This window comes from Pseudoalteromonas arctica (genome assembly GCF_012927645.1).
GTDB classification, from domain to species: Bacteria; Pseudomonadota; Gammaproteobacteria; order Enterobacterales; family Alteromonadaceae; genus Pseudoalteromonas; species Pseudoalteromonas arctica_A.
Genome location: NZ_JABBMT010000005.1, coordinates 61,407 through 80,682 on the forward strand (window position 1 = coordinate 61,407; position 19,276 = coordinate 80,682).

Annotated in this window: 19 protein-coding genes; 18 read left to right on the top strand and 1 reads right to left on the bottom strand. The window is 41.8% G+C overall.

Annotated elements, in window-relative coordinates; translation table 11 throughout:
- Positions 1-217: 217 nt before the first annotated feature.
- Positions 218-811 (bottom strand): DNA-3-methyladenine glycosylase I, encoded by a 594-nt coding sequence (locus HHO47_RS04775; protein ID WP_169019252.1) that lies wholly within the window; start codon positions 809-811, stop codon positions 218-220.
- 140 nt (positions 812-951) lie between these two features.
- Between HHO47_RS04775 and HHO47_RS04780 the strand changes: the two genes are divergently transcribed.
- The 18 genes from HHO47_RS04780 (at position 952) to flhA (ending at position 19,255) form a co-directional block, all read left to right on the top strand.
- On the top strand, positions 952-2,064 hold the full coding sequence (locus tag HHO47_RS04780) for a sensor histidine kinase (protein WP_169019253.1): 1,113 nt from the start codon (positions 952-954) through the stop codon (positions 2,062-2,064).
- Complete coding sequence (locus HHO47_RS04785; protein WP_169019254.1) at positions 2,061-3,539, top strand: sigma-54-dependent transcriptional regulator; 1,479 nt, start codon at positions 2,061-2,063, stop codon at positions 3,537-3,539. Before HHO47_RS04780 ends, HHO47_RS04785 begins: the two co-directional genes overlap by 4 nt.
- A 177-nt stretch (positions 3,540-3,716) precedes the next feature.
- Entirely contained in the window at positions 3,717-4,049 is a 333-nt protein-coding gene (fliE, locus tag HHO47_RS04790; RefSeq protein WP_149981498.1) for a flagellar hook-basal body complex protein FliE, read from the top strand.
- Positions 4,050-4,069: 20 nt separating this feature from the next.
- Entirely contained in the window at positions 4,070-5,788 is a 1,719-nt protein-coding gene (gene fliF / locus HHO47_RS04795; RefSeq protein ID WP_169019255.1) for a flagellar basal-body MS-ring/collar protein FliF, read from the top strand.
- Entirely contained in the window at positions 5,781-6,821 is a 1,041-nt protein-coding gene (gene fliG / locus HHO47_RS04800; RefSeq protein WP_169019256.1) for a flagellar motor switch protein FliG, read from the top strand. The genes fliF and fliG overlap by 8 nt, the downstream gene beginning before the upstream one ends.
- Before the next feature lie 3 nt (positions 6,822-6,824).
- On the top strand, positions 6,825-7,643 hold the full coding sequence (gene fliH, locus HHO47_RS04805; protein ID WP_169019257.1) for a flagellar assembly protein FliH: 819 nt from the start codon (positions 6,825-6,827) through the stop codon (positions 7,641-7,643).
- An 18-nt stretch (positions 7,644-7,661) separates the two neighbouring features.
- A complete protein-coding gene (gene fliI / locus HHO47_RS04810; RefSeq protein WP_169019258.1) occupies positions 7,662-8,996 on the top strand; it encodes a flagellar protein export ATPase FliI in 1,335 nt (444 codons plus the stop codon).
- Entirely contained in the window at positions 8,996-9,442 is a 447-nt protein-coding gene (gene fliJ / locus HHO47_RS04815) for a flagellar export protein FliJ (protein ID WP_169019259.1), read from the top strand. The genes fliI and fliJ overlap by 1 nt, the downstream gene beginning before the upstream one ends.
- A 129-nt stretch (positions 9,443-9,571) precedes the next feature.
- Positions 9,572-11,569, top strand: a complete 1,998-nt coding sequence (locus HHO47_RS04820) for a flagellar hook-length control protein FliK (protein ID WP_169019260.1) — start codon at positions 9,572-9,574, stop codon at positions 11,567-11,569.
- Between the two features lie 102 nt (positions 11,570-11,671).
- Complete coding sequence (fliL, locus tag HHO47_RS04825; RefSeq protein ID WP_169019261.1) at positions 11,672-12,202, top strand: flagellar basal body-associated protein FliL; 531 nt, start codon at positions 11,672-11,674, stop codon at positions 12,200-12,202.
- A gap of 9 nt (positions 12,203-12,211) precedes the next feature.
- A complete protein-coding gene (gene fliM / locus HHO47_RS04830) occupies positions 12,212-13,303 on the top strand; it encodes a flagellar motor switch protein FliM (protein WP_169019262.1) in 1,092 nt (363 codons plus the stop codon).
- Between the two features lie 22 nt (positions 13,304-13,325).
- Positions 13,326-13,724: a flagellar motor switch protein FliN gene (gene fliN / locus HHO47_RS04835; protein WP_169019263.1), complete on the top strand. Its 399-nt coding sequence runs from the start codon at positions 13,326-13,328 to the stop codon at positions 13,722-13,724.
- Positions 13,721-14,092 (top strand): flagellar biosynthetic protein FliO, encoded by a 372-nt coding sequence (gene fliO, locus HHO47_RS04840; protein WP_169019264.1) that lies wholly within the window; start codon positions 13,721-13,723, stop codon positions 14,090-14,092. The genes fliN and fliO overlap by 4 nt, the downstream gene beginning before the upstream one ends.
- Before the next feature lie 4 nt (positions 14,093-14,096).
- Entirely contained in the window at positions 14,097-14,837 is a 741-nt protein-coding gene (fliP, locus tag HHO47_RS04845) for a flagellar type III secretion system pore protein FliP (protein WP_169019265.1), read from the top strand.
- A 43-nt stretch (positions 14,838-14,880) separates the two neighbouring features.
- Positions 14,881-15,150 carry a flagellar biosynthesis protein FliQ gene (gene fliQ, locus HHO47_RS04850; protein ID WP_169019266.1) on the top strand — a complete coding sequence of 90 codons (270 nt, stop codon included), beginning with the start codon at positions 14,881-14,883 and terminating at the stop codon, positions 15,148-15,150.
- Between the two features lies 1 nt (position 15,151).
- A complete protein-coding gene (gene fliR / locus HHO47_RS04855; protein WP_169019267.1) occupies positions 15,152-15,931 on the top strand; it encodes a flagellar biosynthetic protein FliR in 780 nt (259 codons plus the stop codon).
- A gap of 9 nt (positions 15,932-15,940) precedes the next feature.
- The gene (gene flhB, locus HHO47_RS04860; protein WP_169019268.1) at positions 15,941-17,071 is read left to right on the top strand and encodes a flagellar biosynthesis protein FlhB; all 1,131 of its coding nucleotides are present in this window, start codon (positions 15,941-15,943) and stop codon (positions 17,069-17,071) included.
- Between the two features lie 75 nt (positions 17,072-17,146).
- Positions 17,147-19,255, top strand: coding sequence for a flagellar biosynthesis protein FlhA (gene flhA / locus HHO47_RS04865; RefSeq protein WP_169019269.1), 2,109 nt, complete (start codon positions 17,147-17,149; stop codon positions 19,253-19,255).
- Positions 19,256-19,276: the final 21 nt, after the last annotated feature.

The following is a 19,276-nucleotide window of genomic DNA, read 5'->3' on the forward strand; positions in this document are numbered from 1 at the left end:
ATTTTTACCACCGAGGCGCTGCGCGCTACACTGAGCTTAAAATTGCTAGGACTCTAATCTCTTTCTCTTTGAACTCGGAGTTCTCTGTGGTGGATCAATCGTTTAAAGATTTATTACACAATGAGAAGACAATGAGAGTAAATGAGAAGAAAAAATACAACGGGCTTTTCATACCTTAAAATTTAATATCTTTATTTTTACCTCATAAGCCTAGCTCCTAAACCGAGTTTTTTTCAATAATCTCTGCTTTACGAAAACAATCATTACTGTGGTCGTTAACCATACCACAGGCCTGCATATGGGCGTACACTGTGGTTGGACCTAAAAACTTAAATCCTCGTTTTTTTAAATCTTTTGCAAATGCAGTTGAGGCCTCGGTAATTGCAGGGTAGTCACTCAGTTTATCTAACTCATTCACTAACGGCTTACCACCTACAAATTGCCATTGATAGTTACTAAAGCTGCCAAACTTTTGTTGGATATCAATGAAGCGCTTTGCATTATTAATAGTCGCTGCAATTTTTAAGCGGTTGCGAACGATCCCTTCATCAAGCATTAATCGTTCAACATCGTGCTCGTTCATTTGTGCGACTTTTTCTACATCAAAATCCAAAAAAGCACGGCGGTAACCATCGCGTTTTTTTAAAATCGTATACCAACTTAATCCCGCTTGCGCTGATTCAAGGGTAATAAATTCAAATAGAGTTTGGTCATCATATACTGGGATCCCCCATTCATCATCGTGATAGGCAACATAGTCCTCTTTACTGGTATCGAGCCAAGGGCAGCGACATAAATTTGTTGAACTCATAGTGTCTACTCGCTTTATTTATTTTAGATTGTCATTTTTTTGTCGCGTTATTTATACTCTAAGAAACTGAAATTAATCAATTTAATTGTTGGTACAATTTGTGCATTTAGCTAGTTAGATCCTGTAAACGAGAATGCATTATGGCCTTAGCTAATGTCTTAAAACCACAATTTATCACAGCGGCCCAGTATAACCCATGCTTACAGCAAGAAGAGTACATTGGTGAATTAAGTGAATTGCGCCAACAAGCGAGTTGGTTAAGTCACTTAGTTGATACCATGCCAGCAGGTGTGGTTGTGCTTGATGGTCGCGGTTTGATTGCAAAAGCTAATCAAATCGCAACAGATATGCTTGGGGAGCCACTCGAAGGTGAAAAGTGGTTCAGCATTATTCAGCGATCGTTTCGGCCCCACCAAGATGATGGTCATGAAGTATCGCTCAAAGATGGTCGCTTAATAAAGTTAGAAATAACGGCATTAGCGCCAGAGCCAGGGCAATTAATATTAATGACTGACTTAACTGAAACGCGTCGTTTACAAACACGCGTTGCACATATGCAACGTTTAAGTGCACTGGGTAAAATGGTGGCGTCGCTCGCACATCAAGTTCGAACACCACTGTCGGCTGCGATTTTGTATGCTGCTAATTTAGGTTCAAAGCGGTTGCCCGAAAGCTCACGAGGCAATTTTCATACTAAGTTGATGTCGCGTTTAAAAGATCTCGAAACTCAAGTAAACGATATGTTGTTGTTCGCTAAAAGTGGCGATCAGCAAGTCGTTGAACATGTTTCCATGCAACAATTATTAACTGAAGTGAAAACTGGCGCTGATGCTATGGTCGCGCTTAATAATAGTGAACTTGAAGTTAGTTTACCTGAGCCTGATATCGAGATCATGGGTAATAAAACTGCGCTTGCCAGTGCCATTCAAAACCTTATTCACAATAGTATTCAAGTCATTGGCAGTAATGCACTCGTTCAATTAAGTGCGCAGCGGGATGTGAGTGACCCCGAGCTAGTGTGTATTACTGTAAGTGACAACGGTCCTGGGGTCGATTTAAGCTTACTTGATAAATTATTTGAACCATTTTTTACTACGCGAAGCCAAGGCACTGGTTTAGGTTTAGCAGTGGTAAGTTCAGTCGCAAATGCACACCAAGGACGCGTTGCAGTAACGAACAATGCTCAAGGCGGAGCCTGCTTTAGTTTACTGTTACCTATTTGTACAAAGTCAACATCGGCGGAGGCAATATGAACAACACGATTTTAGTGGTTGAAGATGATGCAGGGCTACGTGAAGCCTTGATTGATACGCTTGAAATGTCTGGAATAGATTGCGTTGCAGCTGACAGTGCCGAGCAAGCTATGGTGCTACTTAAAAAAGACAGCTTTTCGCTAGTTGTAAGCGATGTGCAAATGGGCGCGATGAGTGGTCTTGATTTACTGCGTAGCATTAATCTTAATTACCCTGATCTACCGGTTTTAATGATGACAGCGTATGCGACTATTGATGATGCTGTTGAGGCTATGCGGTTAGGGGCAATTGACTATATGGCCAAACCGTTTGCGCCCGAAGTGCTACTTAATATGGTCAGCCGTTATCTACCTGAGCCAGAAAAAGAAACGGATGGCCCGATTGTCGCTGATCCGAGTAGTATTCAGCTATTAGAACTTGCAAGTCGGGTTGCTAAATCGGATGCCAGTGTAATGGTGCTTGGTCCTAGTGGCTCAGGTAAAGAAGTACTCGCACGCTTTATCCATGATAAATCAGCTCGCGCAGAGCAGCCATTTGTGGCAATAAACTGTGCTGCGATCCCTGAAAATATGCTCGAAGCTACATTATTTGGCTATGAAAAAGGCGCGTTCACTGGTGCGATTCAAGCTTGCCCGGGTAAGTTTGAACAAGCGCAAGGTGGCACAATTTTACTTGATGAAATCACTGAGATGGAGTTAGGCCTACAGGCTAAGTTACTACGTGTATTACAAGAACGTGAAGTTGAACGTTTAGGTGGTCGTAAAACTATTAAGCTAGATGTGCGTATTTTGGCTACCAGTAATCGTGACTTAAAAGAGGCTGTGGCTAAACACCAGTTTAGAGAAGATTTATATTATCGATTAAATGTATTTCCGTTGATGTGGCGTCCGCTTTGTCAACGGCCCGGCGATATTGTCGTGTTGGCAAAGCATTTAATTGAACGTCATCTTAATAAAAACAAAGAGCCTATCGCCATACTTAGTGAAGCAGCGGAGAAAAAATTATTAGCGCATGCTTGGCCGGGTAATGTGCGTGAACTGGATAATGTGATCCAGCGTGCGCTGATATTACGCCACGGTGATATGATTGACGAAAGTGCTATTTTTATTGAGAACTTAACCCAAACTCCTTTAACTGCGGCTTTATCAGCAAGTTTAGTATCGCTCAATTCAGCACCAGAGAGCACGATTTCGACGGTTACAAGTTCACCGACGAATGATGCTTATTATGATCTGCAAGCGCCAGCAATAAAAGCGACAGCAGAGCGCAATCCGCTATCTGAAGAATTACCAAGCTTGGATTCGGGAAGTTATAAAAATGAACTCAAAGAGAAAGAGCATCGAATTATTTTAGAAACTCTAAATCGTTGTCAAGGCAAGCGTAAAGATGTAGCTGAAACATTAGGGATCAGCCCACGAACATTACGTTATAAATTGGCACAAATGCGCGATTTGGGGATCACCTTACCTGCTTAAACCTCTATAATTCGGTTTTCCTTCGCTATTTGATTTACGCTCAGCCTAGCTGGGCGTAAACTTGTCAAAACTCTGACAATAAAAATACACTTCAAGTTATTGATATTTATTGTTTTATAAATTGGCATGCTTTGTGCTTTATTAAATTATCAGTAAACTGCATCGTCAGAGACAATTATGAAAATTCAAAACAGCGCATTATTTCAAGAAATGCAATCTATGGCTTTAGAAGCTGGTCGTAGTAATCAAGTAAACAAATTACCGACGCAGGCGCAGCCTACTTCGAGCGCCCAATTTGGTGATTTGTTAAGTGATGCACTTAACACAGTGAATGGTCTTCAAGCTGATGCGAAACAAAAAGTAACTGCAGTAGAAATGGGCGACCGGAATGTGTCATTAGCGGATGCGATGATCGCCTCACAAAAATCGTCGGTTGCTTTTGAAGCCACTGTGCAAGTTCGTAATAAACTTGTAGAAGCCTATAAAGAAATCATGAACATGCCTGTTTAACTAGGTAGTGGAGAATTATTGTGGCGCAATCTAATCAATCAACAGATCTTGCTTTGGCCGGCGGCGGTATCGACCAAACTGATAATGACGATCAACAAGAACAAAAGTCAGGCTATTTAAGTGCATTAAACGGCGTTGATGTATTGCGTCAGGTCACTCTAATTATTGCATTAGCGATCTGTTTGGCGATTGCTATTTTTGTGATTATTTGGGCTCGTCAACCAGATATGCGTCCACTTGGAAAAATGCCAACGGAAGAGCTAATTCAAACGCTTGATTTTTTAGATGCACAAAAAATTGACTATCAACTTGATGGTAATGTGGTTTCTGTTGCTGAAAATGAATATCAAAATATTAAATTGTTAATGACCCGCGAAGGTATTGAACAAGCGCCGAGCTCGGGTACTGATATTATCATGCAAGATATGGGGTTTGGTGTTAGTCAGCGTTTAGAACGTGAACGTTTAAAACACGGACGTGAACAACAACTGGCGCGTACCATTGAGGAACTACAAAATGTCACGCGTGCTAAAGTATTATTGGCAATCCCGAAAGAAAATGTTTTTGCTCGTCGTGAAAAAAAACCATCCGCAACAGTAGTATTAACGTTAAAACGTGGCCGTATGCTCGGTAGTGAAGAAGTGGACGCCATTGTTGATATTATTGGTTCAGCAGTGCAAGGTTTAGAGCCGTCACGAGTAACTGTAACAGACCAAAATGGCCGATTACTTAATTCAGGATCGCAAAGTGCGTTAGCTGCTCGTTCACGTAAAGAATACGATATTGAACGTAAACGTGAACAAGAATATCTAGATAAAATAGATGGTATCTTAATGCCAGTTATTGGCATGGGTAACTACACTGCACAAGTCGATTTAAGTATGGACTTTAGCGCGATTGAAGAAACTCAGAAACGCTATAATCCTGATTTACCGGCAGTACGCAGCGAAACCACCTTTGAAGAAAACAACATAGGTGGCTTAGCTGTAGGTATACCAGGCGCGTTAACTAATCAACCTCCGGTTAATTCTGATATACCTGAAGTGACTGACCAAGCTGGTGCAGGCACGGCAACTTCATCGCCAAGTCGTAGCCACAAAGAAGCAACGCGTAATTATGAACTTGATACCACTATTTCTCATAAACGTCAGCAAAGTGGTGTTATTCGCCGAATTAGTGTGTCTGTGGCGGTCGATTACCTTCCGACTGTCGGCGAAAATGGTGAAACAACCATGGTGCCACGCTCTGTTGAAGCACTGTCAAATATTCGCCGTTTACTGCAAGGCGGTGTTGGATTTGACTTACAACGTGGTGATGCCTTAGAAGTTGTTACCGTGCCGTTTGTACGTGAACCAATGGACTTAGCAATTGAAGTGCCGTTGTGGGAACAAAACTGGTTTATGAAAGTTGTGCGTTTAGTGCTTGGTGCGTTGGTTATCATTGTATTGATAATGGCTGTGGTTAAACCTATGCTGAAACGTTTGATTTACCCAGATGATACCCTTGAAGAGTATGATGATGATGCACTTAGTTCTGGTGTAGATATTGGCGATAACACTCTAGATATGCTAAATAAAGATTTTGATTCTGCTTCGGTTGGCTTCTCAAGTGATGGTACACTACAGTTACCAGATCTACATGGCGATGAAGACTTATTAAAAGCTGTTCGTGCCTTGGTAGCAAATGAACCAGAACTCTCCTCACAAGTTGTGAAAGCGTGGTTAACTGAAGATGACTGATCAAGAACAAAAACAACTGCCAGCAGCGTTTGATGTTGATAAATTAGACGGTGTAGATAAAGCTGCAATTTTATTGTTAAGCTTATCTGAAGAAGATGCAGCGCAAATATTAAAGCACCTTGAGCCTAAACAGGTGCAAAAAGTGGGTATGGCAATGGCGGCGATAGATGATCTATCGCAAGCCAAGATTAGTGCTGTTCACAACTTGTTTATAGAGCAAATACAAAGCTTTAGTACAATTGGCTTCCAGTCAGAAGATTTTATCAAAAAAGCGCTTACTGCGGCACTTGGTGAAGATAAAGCGGCAAGCCTGATAGATCAAATTGTTATGGGATCAGGAGCCAAAGGCCTTGATTCATTGAAATGGATGGACTCAAAGCAAGTTGCCAATATTATTCGCAATGAGCATCCGCAAATACAAACGATTGTTTTATCGTATTTGGAGCCTGAACAATCGGCTGAAATTTTAGCGCAATTTCCTGAAAAAGTGCGCTTAGATTTAACCATGCGAATCGCTAACCTTGAAGAAGTACAACCTGCGGCTTTACAAGAATTGAACGAGATCATGGAAAAACAATTTGCCGGGCAAGCTGGTGCGCAAGCTGCGAAAATGGGCGGCTTGAAAGCGGCTGCAGATATCATGAACTACCTCGATACCAATATTGAAGGTCAGTTGATGGATTCAATTCGTGAGCATGACGAAGAGATGTCGCAACAAATTCAAGATTTAATGTTCGTATTTGAAAACTTAATGGATGTTGAAGATCGTGGTATTCAAGCTATCTTACGTGAAGTCCAACAAGATGTACTGATGAAAGCCATTAAAGGTACTGACGATGCATTGAAAGAGAAAATTCTTGGCAATATGTCAAAACGGGCTGCAGAAATGCTGGCTGATGATTTAGAGGCAATGGCGCCTGTGCGGATCAGCGAAGTTGAAGCCGCGCAAAAAGAAATCTTATCTACCGCACGTCGTCTCGCTGATTCAGGTGAAATTATGCTTGGTGGTGGTGGTGGTGAGGAGTTCTTATAAACCATGAGCAAATCTATCCAATACCAAGGCCGTCCTTTACATGCCAGTGAAGCGGTTGATGAATTATTAGAAAACTGGCCAATCCCAGATGTCACGCAAGACACTCGCAAATTCGATGGTCGTTCAACGGCGTTTGGTACACCGCTGGCCGATTTATATCGCAAAGAATTAGCAGAAAGTGAATTGACCGTGGAGCCTGAAGAGCCTGAGTTACCGTCTTTAACCATGGCTGAATTAGAGCGAATTCGCCAAGATGCTTATGAAGAAGGCTTAAAACAAGGCCATGAGCAGGGCTATATTGATGGTTTTGAAAAAGGCGTAGGTGAAGGCAAAGAAGCTGGTTACAAAGAAGGTCTTGAACTAGGTAAAACGCAGGGGCAAGAAGATATTAAGCCGCTGATGGAAGAGCAGCTAACTAGCCTAAAAGCATTACTAAATAGTTTGTCAGTGCCATTAGCTAAAGTCGATGATGACGCTGAAAAACAGCTTGTACAGTTAACCGTCATGTTAACCGAAGCATTAGTTTATCAAGAAATAAAAACCTCCCCTGAAATTATTTTGCAAAGTTTAAAGCAGTGTATTGATGCGTTAGCCGATGAGCAGCAAAGTGTGCGTATTCATTTACATCCTGAAGATATTGAACTGATTAAAAATAGTTATGGTGAAGCTGCACTAGCTGAGAACCATTGGCAGTTAGTTGCAGAGCCGACCTTAGAACGCGGTGGTTGCCAAGTAAAAACACCGCAATCATCTATTGATATGACTATAAAAACCCGTGTCAAAGAAACGTTGGATAGCTTTTTGCATAGTAGTGGTATCTAACCCCATTTTTGGTTTGCAATGAGTTCTCAAACACGCCCATTAAGTGAACGTTTACAACAGTATCAAAAACATATCCATAGTCCAACGCCTGCTGTTGCGGGCGTTTTAACCCGTGTTGTAGGGCTAACATTAGAGGCGAAAGGATTACGCGCGCCAGTAGGCAGCCAATGTAAAATTGAAACCATGCATGGTTTTGTTGATGCTGAAATTGTTGGTTTTAATGACCAGACGCTTTACTTGATGCCAAATGACCATATTTCTGGCGTATTACCTGGTGCACGCGTGATCCCACAAGTAAATGATACCGGATTGCCTGTTGGTATGTGTTTACTTGGTCGTGTTGTTGATGGCTTAGGACGTCCGTTGGATGGACTTGGAGCTATTAAAGCAGCGCATTACTTAAAGTTTGCACAAAATTCTATTAACCCATTATCTCGACGACCAATTACGCAGCCTATGGATGTTGGCGTACGGGCAATTAATTCAGTGATAACTGTTGGCCAAGGTCAGCGTATGGGCTTATTTGCGGGCTCTGGGGTGGGTAAGTCGGTATTACTGGGTATGATGACGCGAGGCTCAGAAGCTGATGTAATTGTGGTTGGTTTAGTGGGGGAGCGTGGCCGCGAAGTTAAAGAGTTTATTGAAGAAATACTCGGTGTGGAAGGGCGTAAACGTTCTGTCGTAGTTGCCGCGCCTGCCGATGCCTCGCCATTAATGCGCTTAAAAGGCTGTGAAAGTGCGGTAACTATCGCGGAGTACTTTCGCGATCAAGGTTTAAATGTTTTATTGTTACTTGACTCTGTAACGCGTTATGCCATGGCACAGCGTGAAATAGCGCTTGCGGTTGGTGAACCACCAGCGACTAAAGGTTATCCGCCTTCAGTATTTGCAAAGCTTCCAGCGCTGGTGGAACGTGCTGGTAATGGCGGCGAAGGGCAGGGCTCTATTACAGCATTTTTTACAGTACTGAGTGAGGGGGATGATATGCAAGATCCGATTGCTGATGCGGCGCGAGCCATTTTAGACGGTCATATCGTGTTATCCAGAGAGCTCGCTGACAGTGGCCATTATCCTGCCATTGATATAGAAAAATCGATCTCACGGGTGATGCCACAAGTTGTCTCAGAAGCACATTTGCAACAAGCGCGAGTGTTAAAACAAGTATATTCAATGTTCCAGCAAAATAAAGACATGATCACCTTAGGGGCTTACCAAAAAGGTACCGACCAAATGCTTGATCAGGCCATTAATATGATGCCAAGAGTGAATGCATTTTTACAACAAGGCATGAAGGATGTGATCAGCTATGACGATGGTTTACAAGGGCTTGCGCAATTATTAGGGCAAGCATAATGGCAACAAATAAGCTCGATCTATTACTGAAAATAGAAAATGATAAAGAAGAAGCTTTACGGATAAATTATTTACAAGCGCAGCAAAACTTGCAAGGCAATCAACAAAAATTGCAAGGCTTGAATAACTTCCGTTTAGAGTATACTCAGCAATTACATGTAAAAGGAAAGTCCGGTTTAAGTAGTGCTGGGTTTAGTCAATATCATACTTTTATTGCCAAAATAGAAGAAGCTATTCGTCAACAAGCGAATACAGTCAGTACCGCTAAACAAGTTGTCTCACAACGCCAAGGTCTATGGCTTAAACAGCAAATCAAGGCTAAAGCGGTAGCTAAATTAATAGAAAAACAGCAGCTTAAAGCGAATGTGAACGCACAAAAAAATGAACAAAAAATGCTTGATGAATTTTCTGCAAATCAATTTTATCAAACACGTCGCGTTTTATAGTCTTTTACCAAAAATACCGTTATTTATTAATTCAAATCAGCTTAGGCATATTATTTGCTTGTTTAATGTAAGAAGTATTTATTCTGGCAAACTGCGGCGGCAAATTGCCACTTTTATTCTAGGTGAATTATGGCTATTAGTGATCTTTCAGTGTTTATCTCAACGGAGCAGGATGTTCAGTTAAATAAAAAAGACAGTGCTAAAGGTAGTGCGGTAGCAGATAAAGAAAGCGCAGAGAGTGATTTTTTTAGCCAATTACAAAGTGCCAATAATATTGCGGAAACACCTGTGAAGGTCAATTTAATAGGTGCTGAGTCACCTGTAGATGAAGCCGAGGTTGTCGCTGAAAAAGCACAAGAAATACCTGCTGACAATAGTGATGAGGATACGATGACTGGCGATGCCATGCTTGCGCAAATAGTGGCAGCTAATAATACGGACACTCGAGTAAATAGTACGCCAACTGTTGAAAACTCTCAATTACTTGCGAAGTTAGGTAAATACAGTGCAGAAAAAATAGATCCTAAGCTTGTTACTATCAATGGATCTCGTCCAATCGATGGTGTCACGCCTATTATTGATACAGACACTCCTGCTACTGATGATGCCGTGCCTCCTGTTATTAATGATATTCAAGTAGTAAAAGAGACATCGCAAAATAAAGAAATGGCAATGCAGCCAACAATCCAACAAGCGGTTGCTACTCCAACGACGTTACAAAGTGGACAAGTTGGCAATGACGCAGCTCAAATAATTGCTGCTAAAACGGTTAAAGGTGTTGCCTCAAGCTCTCAAACTGATGTACCAGCAAAAGCAGCTAAACAGTCAAAGCATAGTAATAGCAGCACTGCATTAGAGCAAATCAGCAAGGTACTACTTAACTCAACGACAACTGTACAAAAAAATGAAAATCCATTATTGGCGAGCTTAACACCTGAACAGCAAAAACAGCTGCAAACTCAGGTTGATGTCATTCGCCAACAAGGTGCTACAACGGCTAACGTAACTGATTTGAAACAAATGCTGGCTGAATTTGTAGAGCTTAATAGCAAGGATGTTGCAAAACCTAGCGCGGTCGTTGCGACTATGAATACGGCAGAGCTAACTCAATTAAGTAAAGATATTGCGCTGTTAAGTCCTGTGCAAAAGCAGGCATTAAGCCAGCAGTTACAAAATTTTGTGAGCACTGAGCAGCCCAAAGGGGCCTTATTAACTCAGATCAATAAGGTCATTGCTGAATTAGCCCAGCCAGAGAGTACTGAAAAACTGATTGCATCAAAAGCTCAATTGACCGTTCAGTCAATGACAGATAATTTAGCAACCACAGCGACTACAACAAGCCGTAACACTACTTTAGATACAAATAAAGTATCTGCGCCACAAAATGAATTTATAAAGGCCGCAAGCAAAGAGCAGGAAGTGAAACTGGCAGTGCAAGATAGTGCTCTAAAAAGCGAGCAATTTGCTGAAAATATTAAAGCAGAGCAAAGCCAAGTGCGAGATAACTCACTGACTCGTATAAATCAATTATTTGGCCAGATCACCGGATTAACCACAGCAGCAGCGACAGCCCCTGATGTAGAGAAGAGTGAGCAACGTTATCAACAAGCTTTGGCTGATATGCAAGTAATGCACGCTCAGCAAGCGAGCCCTGTATCACAGATCAAACAAGTAAATATTGATCCAACTGTGCTGCAAGCGTTGAATATCATGAAAAGTGATGCTGCCAAGTTACTACAAGAACGAGTGAGTGCATTATTAAGTATTAACAATAAAGAAGCTGAAATACGCCTTGATCCGCCAGAAATGGGCAGTATGCAAATTCGTATTCGTAGCGATGCAGAACAAGCTCACATTAACTTTGTGGTGCAAAATCAGCAAGCCAAAGAAGCCCTTGAGCAATCAATGCCGAGATTACGGGAAATGTTAGCACAGCAGGGGATTGAACTGGGTGAAAGTAGTATCCAGCAAGGGAATAGTCAAAGTGATACAGGTGGTGACGGACAACAAAATGGCCGTGGTCAACAGGCAAATCAGCAACAAAATGAAGAGGAAAGTGCATTAACTCAGCAACCAATTCGAGGCTCTGGGCAACAATCTTCATCAGCAATAGATTACTATGCCTAACACCTGCTATTATATGAGGTGTAAGACTATAAAAATAAATAACTTGATGGTGTGCGGTGGCACTCGTAATATCGCTACTATCAAGGTATAAAGGAAAGCGGCATGGCTGAAGAAGCAAATTTAGAAATTGAAGACGGCAGTAAAAGTAAAAAAAAGCTGGTTATAATTATTATTGCTGCGGTATTGGTAATTGGTGGTGCAGTTGGCTTTTTCTTGATGTCAGGCTCCGATGCTGCTCCTGAAACACTTGCAGATGAATCGGTTGTATCTGCAACTGAAACTACAGAGGCAAGTGGCAGTGGCGCAAAGGTTGGCAGTGCTTTATATGTTGCAATGCCTCGACCTTTTATTTTTAACGTACCAGGCGCAAGTCGTGATCGTATTGTGCAAATAAAAGTGCAATTATTAGTGCGCGGTGATGTGAATGAAGAAACGGCCAAAAAGCATATCCCACTTATTGAAGATATATTGCTTGGAGTGTTTTCGACTACCACCGCAGATGAACTTGGCACTAGCGAAGGCAAAGAAACCCTCCGAGTTGCAGCGCTTGATAAAGTACAAGCCGCGCTAACGGACGTAGAGGGAAGTAAAGTAATCGAGCGGGTGTTGTTTACCGGCTTTGTAATGCAATAAGGGGTCAGCGTGAGCGATTTATTATCCCAAGATGAAATCGATGCCCTGTTGCATGGTGTCGATGAAGTCGAAGAGGAGGAGCTACAGGACGGTGATGATGGCAGCGGTAATACGCTGCAATACGACTTTTCATCACAAGACCGGATTGTTCGTGGCCGCATGCCGACTCTGGAAATTGTTAACGAACGTTTTGCCCGTCACATGCGGATCAGCTTATTTAATATGATGCGCCGCACTGCGGAAGTGTCGATTAATGGCGTGCAAATGCTTAAATTTGGCGAATACATTCACACCTTATTTGTACCCACTAGTTTAAACATGGTTCGTTTTCGCCCACTAAAAGGCACTGGTCTTATTACTATGGAAGCGCGTTTAGTGTTTATCTTGGTAGATAACTTTTTTGGTGGTGATGGACGTTATCACGCCAAAATAGAGGGCCGTGAGTTTACCCCTACAGAGCGCCGTATTGTACAAATGCTGTTAAAAATAATCTTTGAAGATTATAAAGAAGCTTGGGCGCCCGTGATGGATGTCTCTTTTGAGTACCTTGACTCAGAAGTAAACCCAGCAATGGCAAATATAGTGAGCCCAACTGAAGTCGTTGTTATTAGCTCTTTTCATATAGAGCTTGATGGGGGGGGCGGGGATTTTCATGTTGCCCTACCGTACTCTATGCTTGAACCTATTCGTGAGCTTCTTGATGCCGGTGTGCAATCAGATACAGAAGACACTGATTTACGTTGGAGCAAAGCCTTACGTGATGAAATTATGGATGTTGAAGTTGGAATATCAACACAACTTCTTGAAGTTGATTTAAGCTTAGCGCAAATTATGGAGCTTAAAGCAGGGGATATTATTCCGGTGGAAATGCCAGAGCACATAACGGTGTTTGTTGAAGAGCTGCCGACCTTTAGGGCGAAAATGGGGCGTTCTCGTGATAACGTTGCGCTGCAAATTAGTGAAAAAATTAAACGTCCTGAATCGGTCAAATCAGAGTTGCATGTCTTTACAAAAGGTGGCAAAAAGCTTGATTCAGATGCGGAATTAGCAGAACTAGAAGATGATCTACACCTTTCAGAAGGCGTAGATTTAGACTGGTAAGAGAATTAAAAGGTTTAATAGTATGAGTGACGACCAAGATACAATGGACGAATGGGCTGCAGCTTTAGCCGAAGCTGAAGGAACTGATAGTTCTGATGACGCCAAAGTAACGGAACTTGACGAGTTAAGTGATACTAGGCATGAAATGAGTGGCGAAGAAAAACGCAAACTCGATACAATTTTAGATATCCCAGTAACTATTTCGATGGAAGTTGGGCGTTCAAAAATCAATATTCGTAACTTACTTCAGCTTAATCAAGGTTCAGTTGTTGAGCTTGATCGTGTTGCTGGTGAACCATTGGATGTATTAGTTAATGGTACATTGATAGCGCACGGTGAAGTGGTGGTAGTTAATGATAAATTTGGTATCCGCCTGACTGATGTGATCAGCCAAGTTGAACGGATCAAAAAGCTGCGATGAGCAGTTGGCTTTTTTTATCAACCGCAGCTAGCGCAGCGACACCTATGGGTGACTTACTCTCAATGGTCATGTCTTTAATCATGGTGCTAGTACTGATTGTGGTACTGGCATTTTTGGTTAAAAAACTAAACCCCAATTTAGCAAATACCGACGAATTTAAAGTGGTGCGTAGTTTACCGCTCAGTGCGCGAGAGCGATTAATGGTCGTCGAAATTGATAATTGTCAGCATTTATTAGGTGTCACGCCGCACAGTATTAACTACCTGCATAAATTAGAAACCCCGTTGACAGAAAAAGAGTTGCCAGCCCTTGCACAACGTTTTGGCAAACTATTAAACCCACAAACTAACCACATTAAAAAGAATTAATAATATGACTAAGTGGCTGCTTATACTTTTTGCATTCGTTTTTATTCCCTCTGTTAACGCCGAAGGCATTGAAGCGTTAAGTATTACAACCAACCCTGATGGCTCGCAAGATTACTCTGTAACCTTGCAAGTACTGGCGATTATGACCGCGTTGAGTTTTATACCTGCTGCGGTGATCATGATGACCTCATTTACTCGCATTATTGTAGTACTGGCTATTTTACGCCAAGCAATTGGTTTGCAACAAACACCCTCAAATCAAATACTGTTAGGTATGTCGCTATTTTTAAGTATTTTTATAATGGCGCCGGTTTATCAAAAAGTGAATCAGCAAGCCATTGAGCCATATTTAAATGAGCAGGTGACCTCGATTCAAGCGCTTGAACTAGCTAAAGAGCCGATGAAGGAATTCATGCTTTCACAGGTGCGCATTAAAGATTTAGAAACTTTCGCTAAAATTGCCGGTTATGACACGTTAGACTCACCTGAAGCGACACCATTAATTGTCTTGATCCCCGCATTTATAACCAGTGAATTACAAACCGCATTTATAATTGGTTTTATGTTTTTTATTCCATTTTTGATAGTCGACTTAGTTGTGGCTTCAGTATTGATGGCCATGGGTATGATGATGCTCTCGCCGATGATTGTATCGATGCCATTTAAAATTATGCTGTTTGTACTTGTTGATGGCTGGAGTTTAGTGATGGGGACTTTAGCTAAAAGTTTTGGCTTAGGCACTTGATATGGCAGTACAATACTTTGCCTACAAAGACTAGGAGGGCAGCATGGAACCAGAAATATTCGTCGATATTCTCAGTAATGCATTATTTTTAGTTATTAAATTAGTATCGGCAATTGTGGTACCAGGCTTATTAGTGGGTTTAGTTGTAGCTGTATTTCAGGCCGCAACGTCAATCAATGAACAAACATTAAGCTTCTTGCCGCGGCTATTGATTACCATTAGTGCGCTTATCGTTGGTGGGCATTGGTTAACCCAAGAATTAATGGATTTTTTCACCCGTTTAGTGCTGATAATTCCAGAGATAGCAGGCTAGTATGGAGTTTCCTTTTTCAGTCATTATTCAATGGCTGAGTGACTTTTTGTTACCACTAGTACGGATCAGCTCGATGCTTATGATCATGGCTGGGCTGGGCGCCAAAAATGTGCCTACGCGGATCAAGATGGGTCTAGCGGTAATGATTACCTTTTTAGCTGTACCAGTACTTCCGCCTGCGACCTTTAATAACTTATTCTCTTTTGAGATGATATTGGTGGTTATTCAACAAATGTTAATCGGTGTTGCAATAGGTTTTGCCTCGGTACTAATGTTGAATACTTTTGTGTTAGCAGGACAAATATTAGCAATGCAAACTGGCCTTGGCTTTGCCTCAGTTGTTGATCCTTCTAATGGTATGAGTGTGCCTGCTGTTGGGCAGTTTTATTTGATTCTAGCAACGCTATTGTTTTTTGTATTTAATGGCCACTTAATGATGATCCAAATGGTAGTGCATAGTTTTGCAGTGCTGCCAATCGATGGTAATTGGTGGGCGGTTGATCATTATTGGGACATAGTGACATGGGGTGGCTGGATGTTTACTACCGCCTTAGTGTTATCTTTGGCGCCTTTAACTGCAATGCTGGTGATTAATATGTCGTTTGGTGTGATGACTCGCGCTGCACCGCAGTTAAATATTTTTTCAATCGGTTTTCCGTTTACCTTAGTTGCAGGTTTAGTCATTATTTGGGCAACCTTAGGTAACTTTGTTACTCAATTTGAATTTCAATGGTTAAAGATGATTGAGTTAATGTGCACTTTAGTTGGTTGTTCCCCATAGGAGAGCGTGATGGCTGAAGATTCAGGTCAAGAAAAAACCGAAGAACCCACGGGGAAAAAAATTGATGAGTCGAAGAAAAAAGGCCAAGTAGCTCGATCCAAAGAGCTCGGTACTATGTTTGTGCTGATTTTTTCAGCTATTTCATTGTTATTGTACGGACCTGAGATTGGCAAGGGGCTGTATAATATAATGGGTCGCATGCTCAGCTTAGACCGCAATGAAACGTACGATACCACTAAAATGTTTGCAGTATGGGGAGCGGTGGCCGACGCGCTGGTATTTCCGATGGCGATGTTTGTGTTTATTATTGTGCTGGCAGGTATTATAGGTAATACCTTGTTAGGTGGTTTTAACTTTAGTTGGCAGGCGGCTGCACCCAAAGCCAGTAAAATGTCGCCAGCTAAAGGAATTAAGCGGATGCTTGGCCCCCAAGCTGGGGTTGAACTGGTTAAATCGATTTTAAAGTTTGTCGTTGTTGCAGGCTTTGCCGTTTTTTTAATCAACACCTTCTTTGATGAAATCCTTCATTTAAGTATTGAAAGCGCGCCGGGAAATATCATTCATGCTTTAGAGATACTCGCCTGGATGTTTTTAGGGCTGACCTGTACCTTAACCATTATTGCTGCGATTGATGCGCCATACCAAAGTCATAAACATCACAAAGAATTAAAAATGACTCTGCAAGAAGTCAAAGATGAATATAAAAATTCAGAAGGTGATCCACAAATTAAAGCGCGTATCAGGCAAACACAAAGACAAATGTCGCAGCGACGTATGATGCAGGATGTGCCAGATGCCGATGTGGTTGTTACCAACCCGACGCATTACTCCGTGGCATTAAAGTACGATACAGAGCGTGCTGGTGCGCCGATAGTCGTTGCAAAAGGTGTTGATGAAATGGCGATGCAAATTAGAAAAATAGCCATTGGTAACGAGGTCCCCATTATTGAGTCGCCCATGTTAACTCGAGCGCTGTATCATACTGGCGAAGTTGGAGAGCAAATTCCTGACCAACTATTTACCGCAGTAGCACAAGTTTTAGCTTATGTATTTCAGCTTAAACGTTTTCAAAAAGGTCGTGGCAAACGTCCTACCAAATTGAATAAAACACTCCCTATCCCAGATGCTTACAAGTATTAATTCAACCAGCAGTTAATAACTTGGAATAGTTATTGCAAATTCCGTGTAGTGTCAATTTTTTGAAATTGTAGAATCATGGAATTTAAAGCTGTATTACAACAACTTAATAAAGATAAAAAAGAGTATTTAAAAGGTGTCGGTACACCTTTGCTGGTGCTTGCTGCACTGGGCATGGTGATTTTACCGTTACCGCCATTTTTACTCGACATTCTTTTCTCGTTTAATATAGCTTTAGCATTAGTGGTGTTGTTAGTGACAGTCTACACCATGAAGCCGGTTGAGTTTGGGATGTTCCCAGCAGTATTACTAATAGCAACAATCATGCGTTTGGCGTTGAATGTAGCGAGTACTCGGGTGGTTTTGCTAGAAGGTCATAACGGTGGAGATGCTGCCGGTAAAGTAATCGAAGCGTTTGGTTCAGTGGTAATTGGTGGCAACTATGCAGTTGGCCTCGTTGTTTTCTTAATCCTGATCATCATTAACTTTGTGGTAATTACCAAAGGTGCAGGGCGTATTTCTGAAGTTTCAGCGCGCTTTACCTTAGATGCAATGCCAGGTAAACAAATGGCCATTGATGCAGATTTGAATGCCGGTTTTATTAGTGCAGAGCAAGCACGAGATCGCCGTGAAGAAGTCACTCGTGAAGCAGACTTTTATGGCTCTATGGATGGTGCAAGTAAGTTTGTAAAAGGGGATGCGATTGCTGGTATAGTAATACTGATCATCAATATTGTTGGCGGCTTATTCGTTGGCATGATCCAGCATGATTTAAGCTTTGGCAACGCTATGGAAGTGTATACCTTGCTGACAATTGGTGATGGCTTAGTCGCACAATTACCATCATTACTGTTATCAATCGGTACAGCAATCGTTGTAACTCGTCAAAATGAATCGCTCAATATGGGCGACCAATTCAAGAAACAACTCGGTAACGAAAAATCTTTATTTATTGCTTCAGGTATTCTAATCGTAATGGGGTTAGTGCCGGGTATGCCACATTTTGCATTTTTAAGCCTTGGCGCATTGTTAGGATATTTAGCTTATTACGCACAACAAAGTAAACTTAAAGATGCGGCAGCTAATGAAGCAGAAGCCGCTAACGGCGGTGCAACAGGCACTGGTATTGCTAATAAGCAAGAGCAAAAAGAGCTTGGCTGGGATGATGTTCAGCAAGTGGATGTCATTGGTTTGGAAGTTGGTTATCGGTTAATTCCATTGGTTGATCAATCACAAGGTGGCGAGCTGTTAAATCGGATCAAAGGAGTACGTAAAAAACTATCTCAAGAGCTAGGATTCTTAGTACCACCGGTGCATATTCGCGATAATCTAGAGCTTGATCCTAACGCTTACAGAATAACCATGATGGGTGTATCAACAGGGGAAGGTGAACTGAAGCATGGCGATGAACTGGCGATAAACCCAGGGCAAGTGTTTGGCCCAATCAAAGGAATTGAAACAAAAGATCCTGCCTTTGGTTTAGATGCAGTTTGGATCAAGCCAGAGCAAAAAGATGAAGCGCAATCACTTGGTTATACAGTCGTTGATTCTGCAACCGTTGTGGCAACCCATATTAGCCAATTACTAACTAACAGTGCGGCATTATTACTGGGTCATGAAGAAGTACAAAACCTGCTTGATATGTTGGCAAAAAGTCATCCGCGTTTGGTTGAAGGGCTAGTGCCAGATACCTTACCACTAACAGTAATTGTAAAAGTATTGCAAAATTTATTAAATGAAGGCGTTGCTATTCGTGATATGCGCTCGATTGTGCAAACCTTAGTTGAGTACGGCCCACGTAGCCAAGACCCTGATGTATTAACCGCAGCAGTGCGAATTTCACTACGCAGACTAATTGTTCAAGATGCGGTTGGAATGTCATCAGAAATCCCTGTCATAACCTTGGCACCTGAGTTGGAACAGATGTTGCATCAGTCACTTCAAAATGCAGGCGACGAAGGAGCCGGAATAGAACCAGGACTTGCAGAGCGACTTCAACAATCTTTGAATGAAGCGCATCAAAATCAAGAAATGGCCGGTGAACCTTCTATATTGCTAACGTCAGGAATGTTACGCACCGTGTTATCTCGTTTTGTTAAGTACACCATTCCAGGATTGCGAGTGATGTCTTACCAAGAGGTACCAGATGAAAGACAGATCAAGATTGTCAGCTCAGTAGGCCAATAATCGGATTTTAAAGGGGTTGAA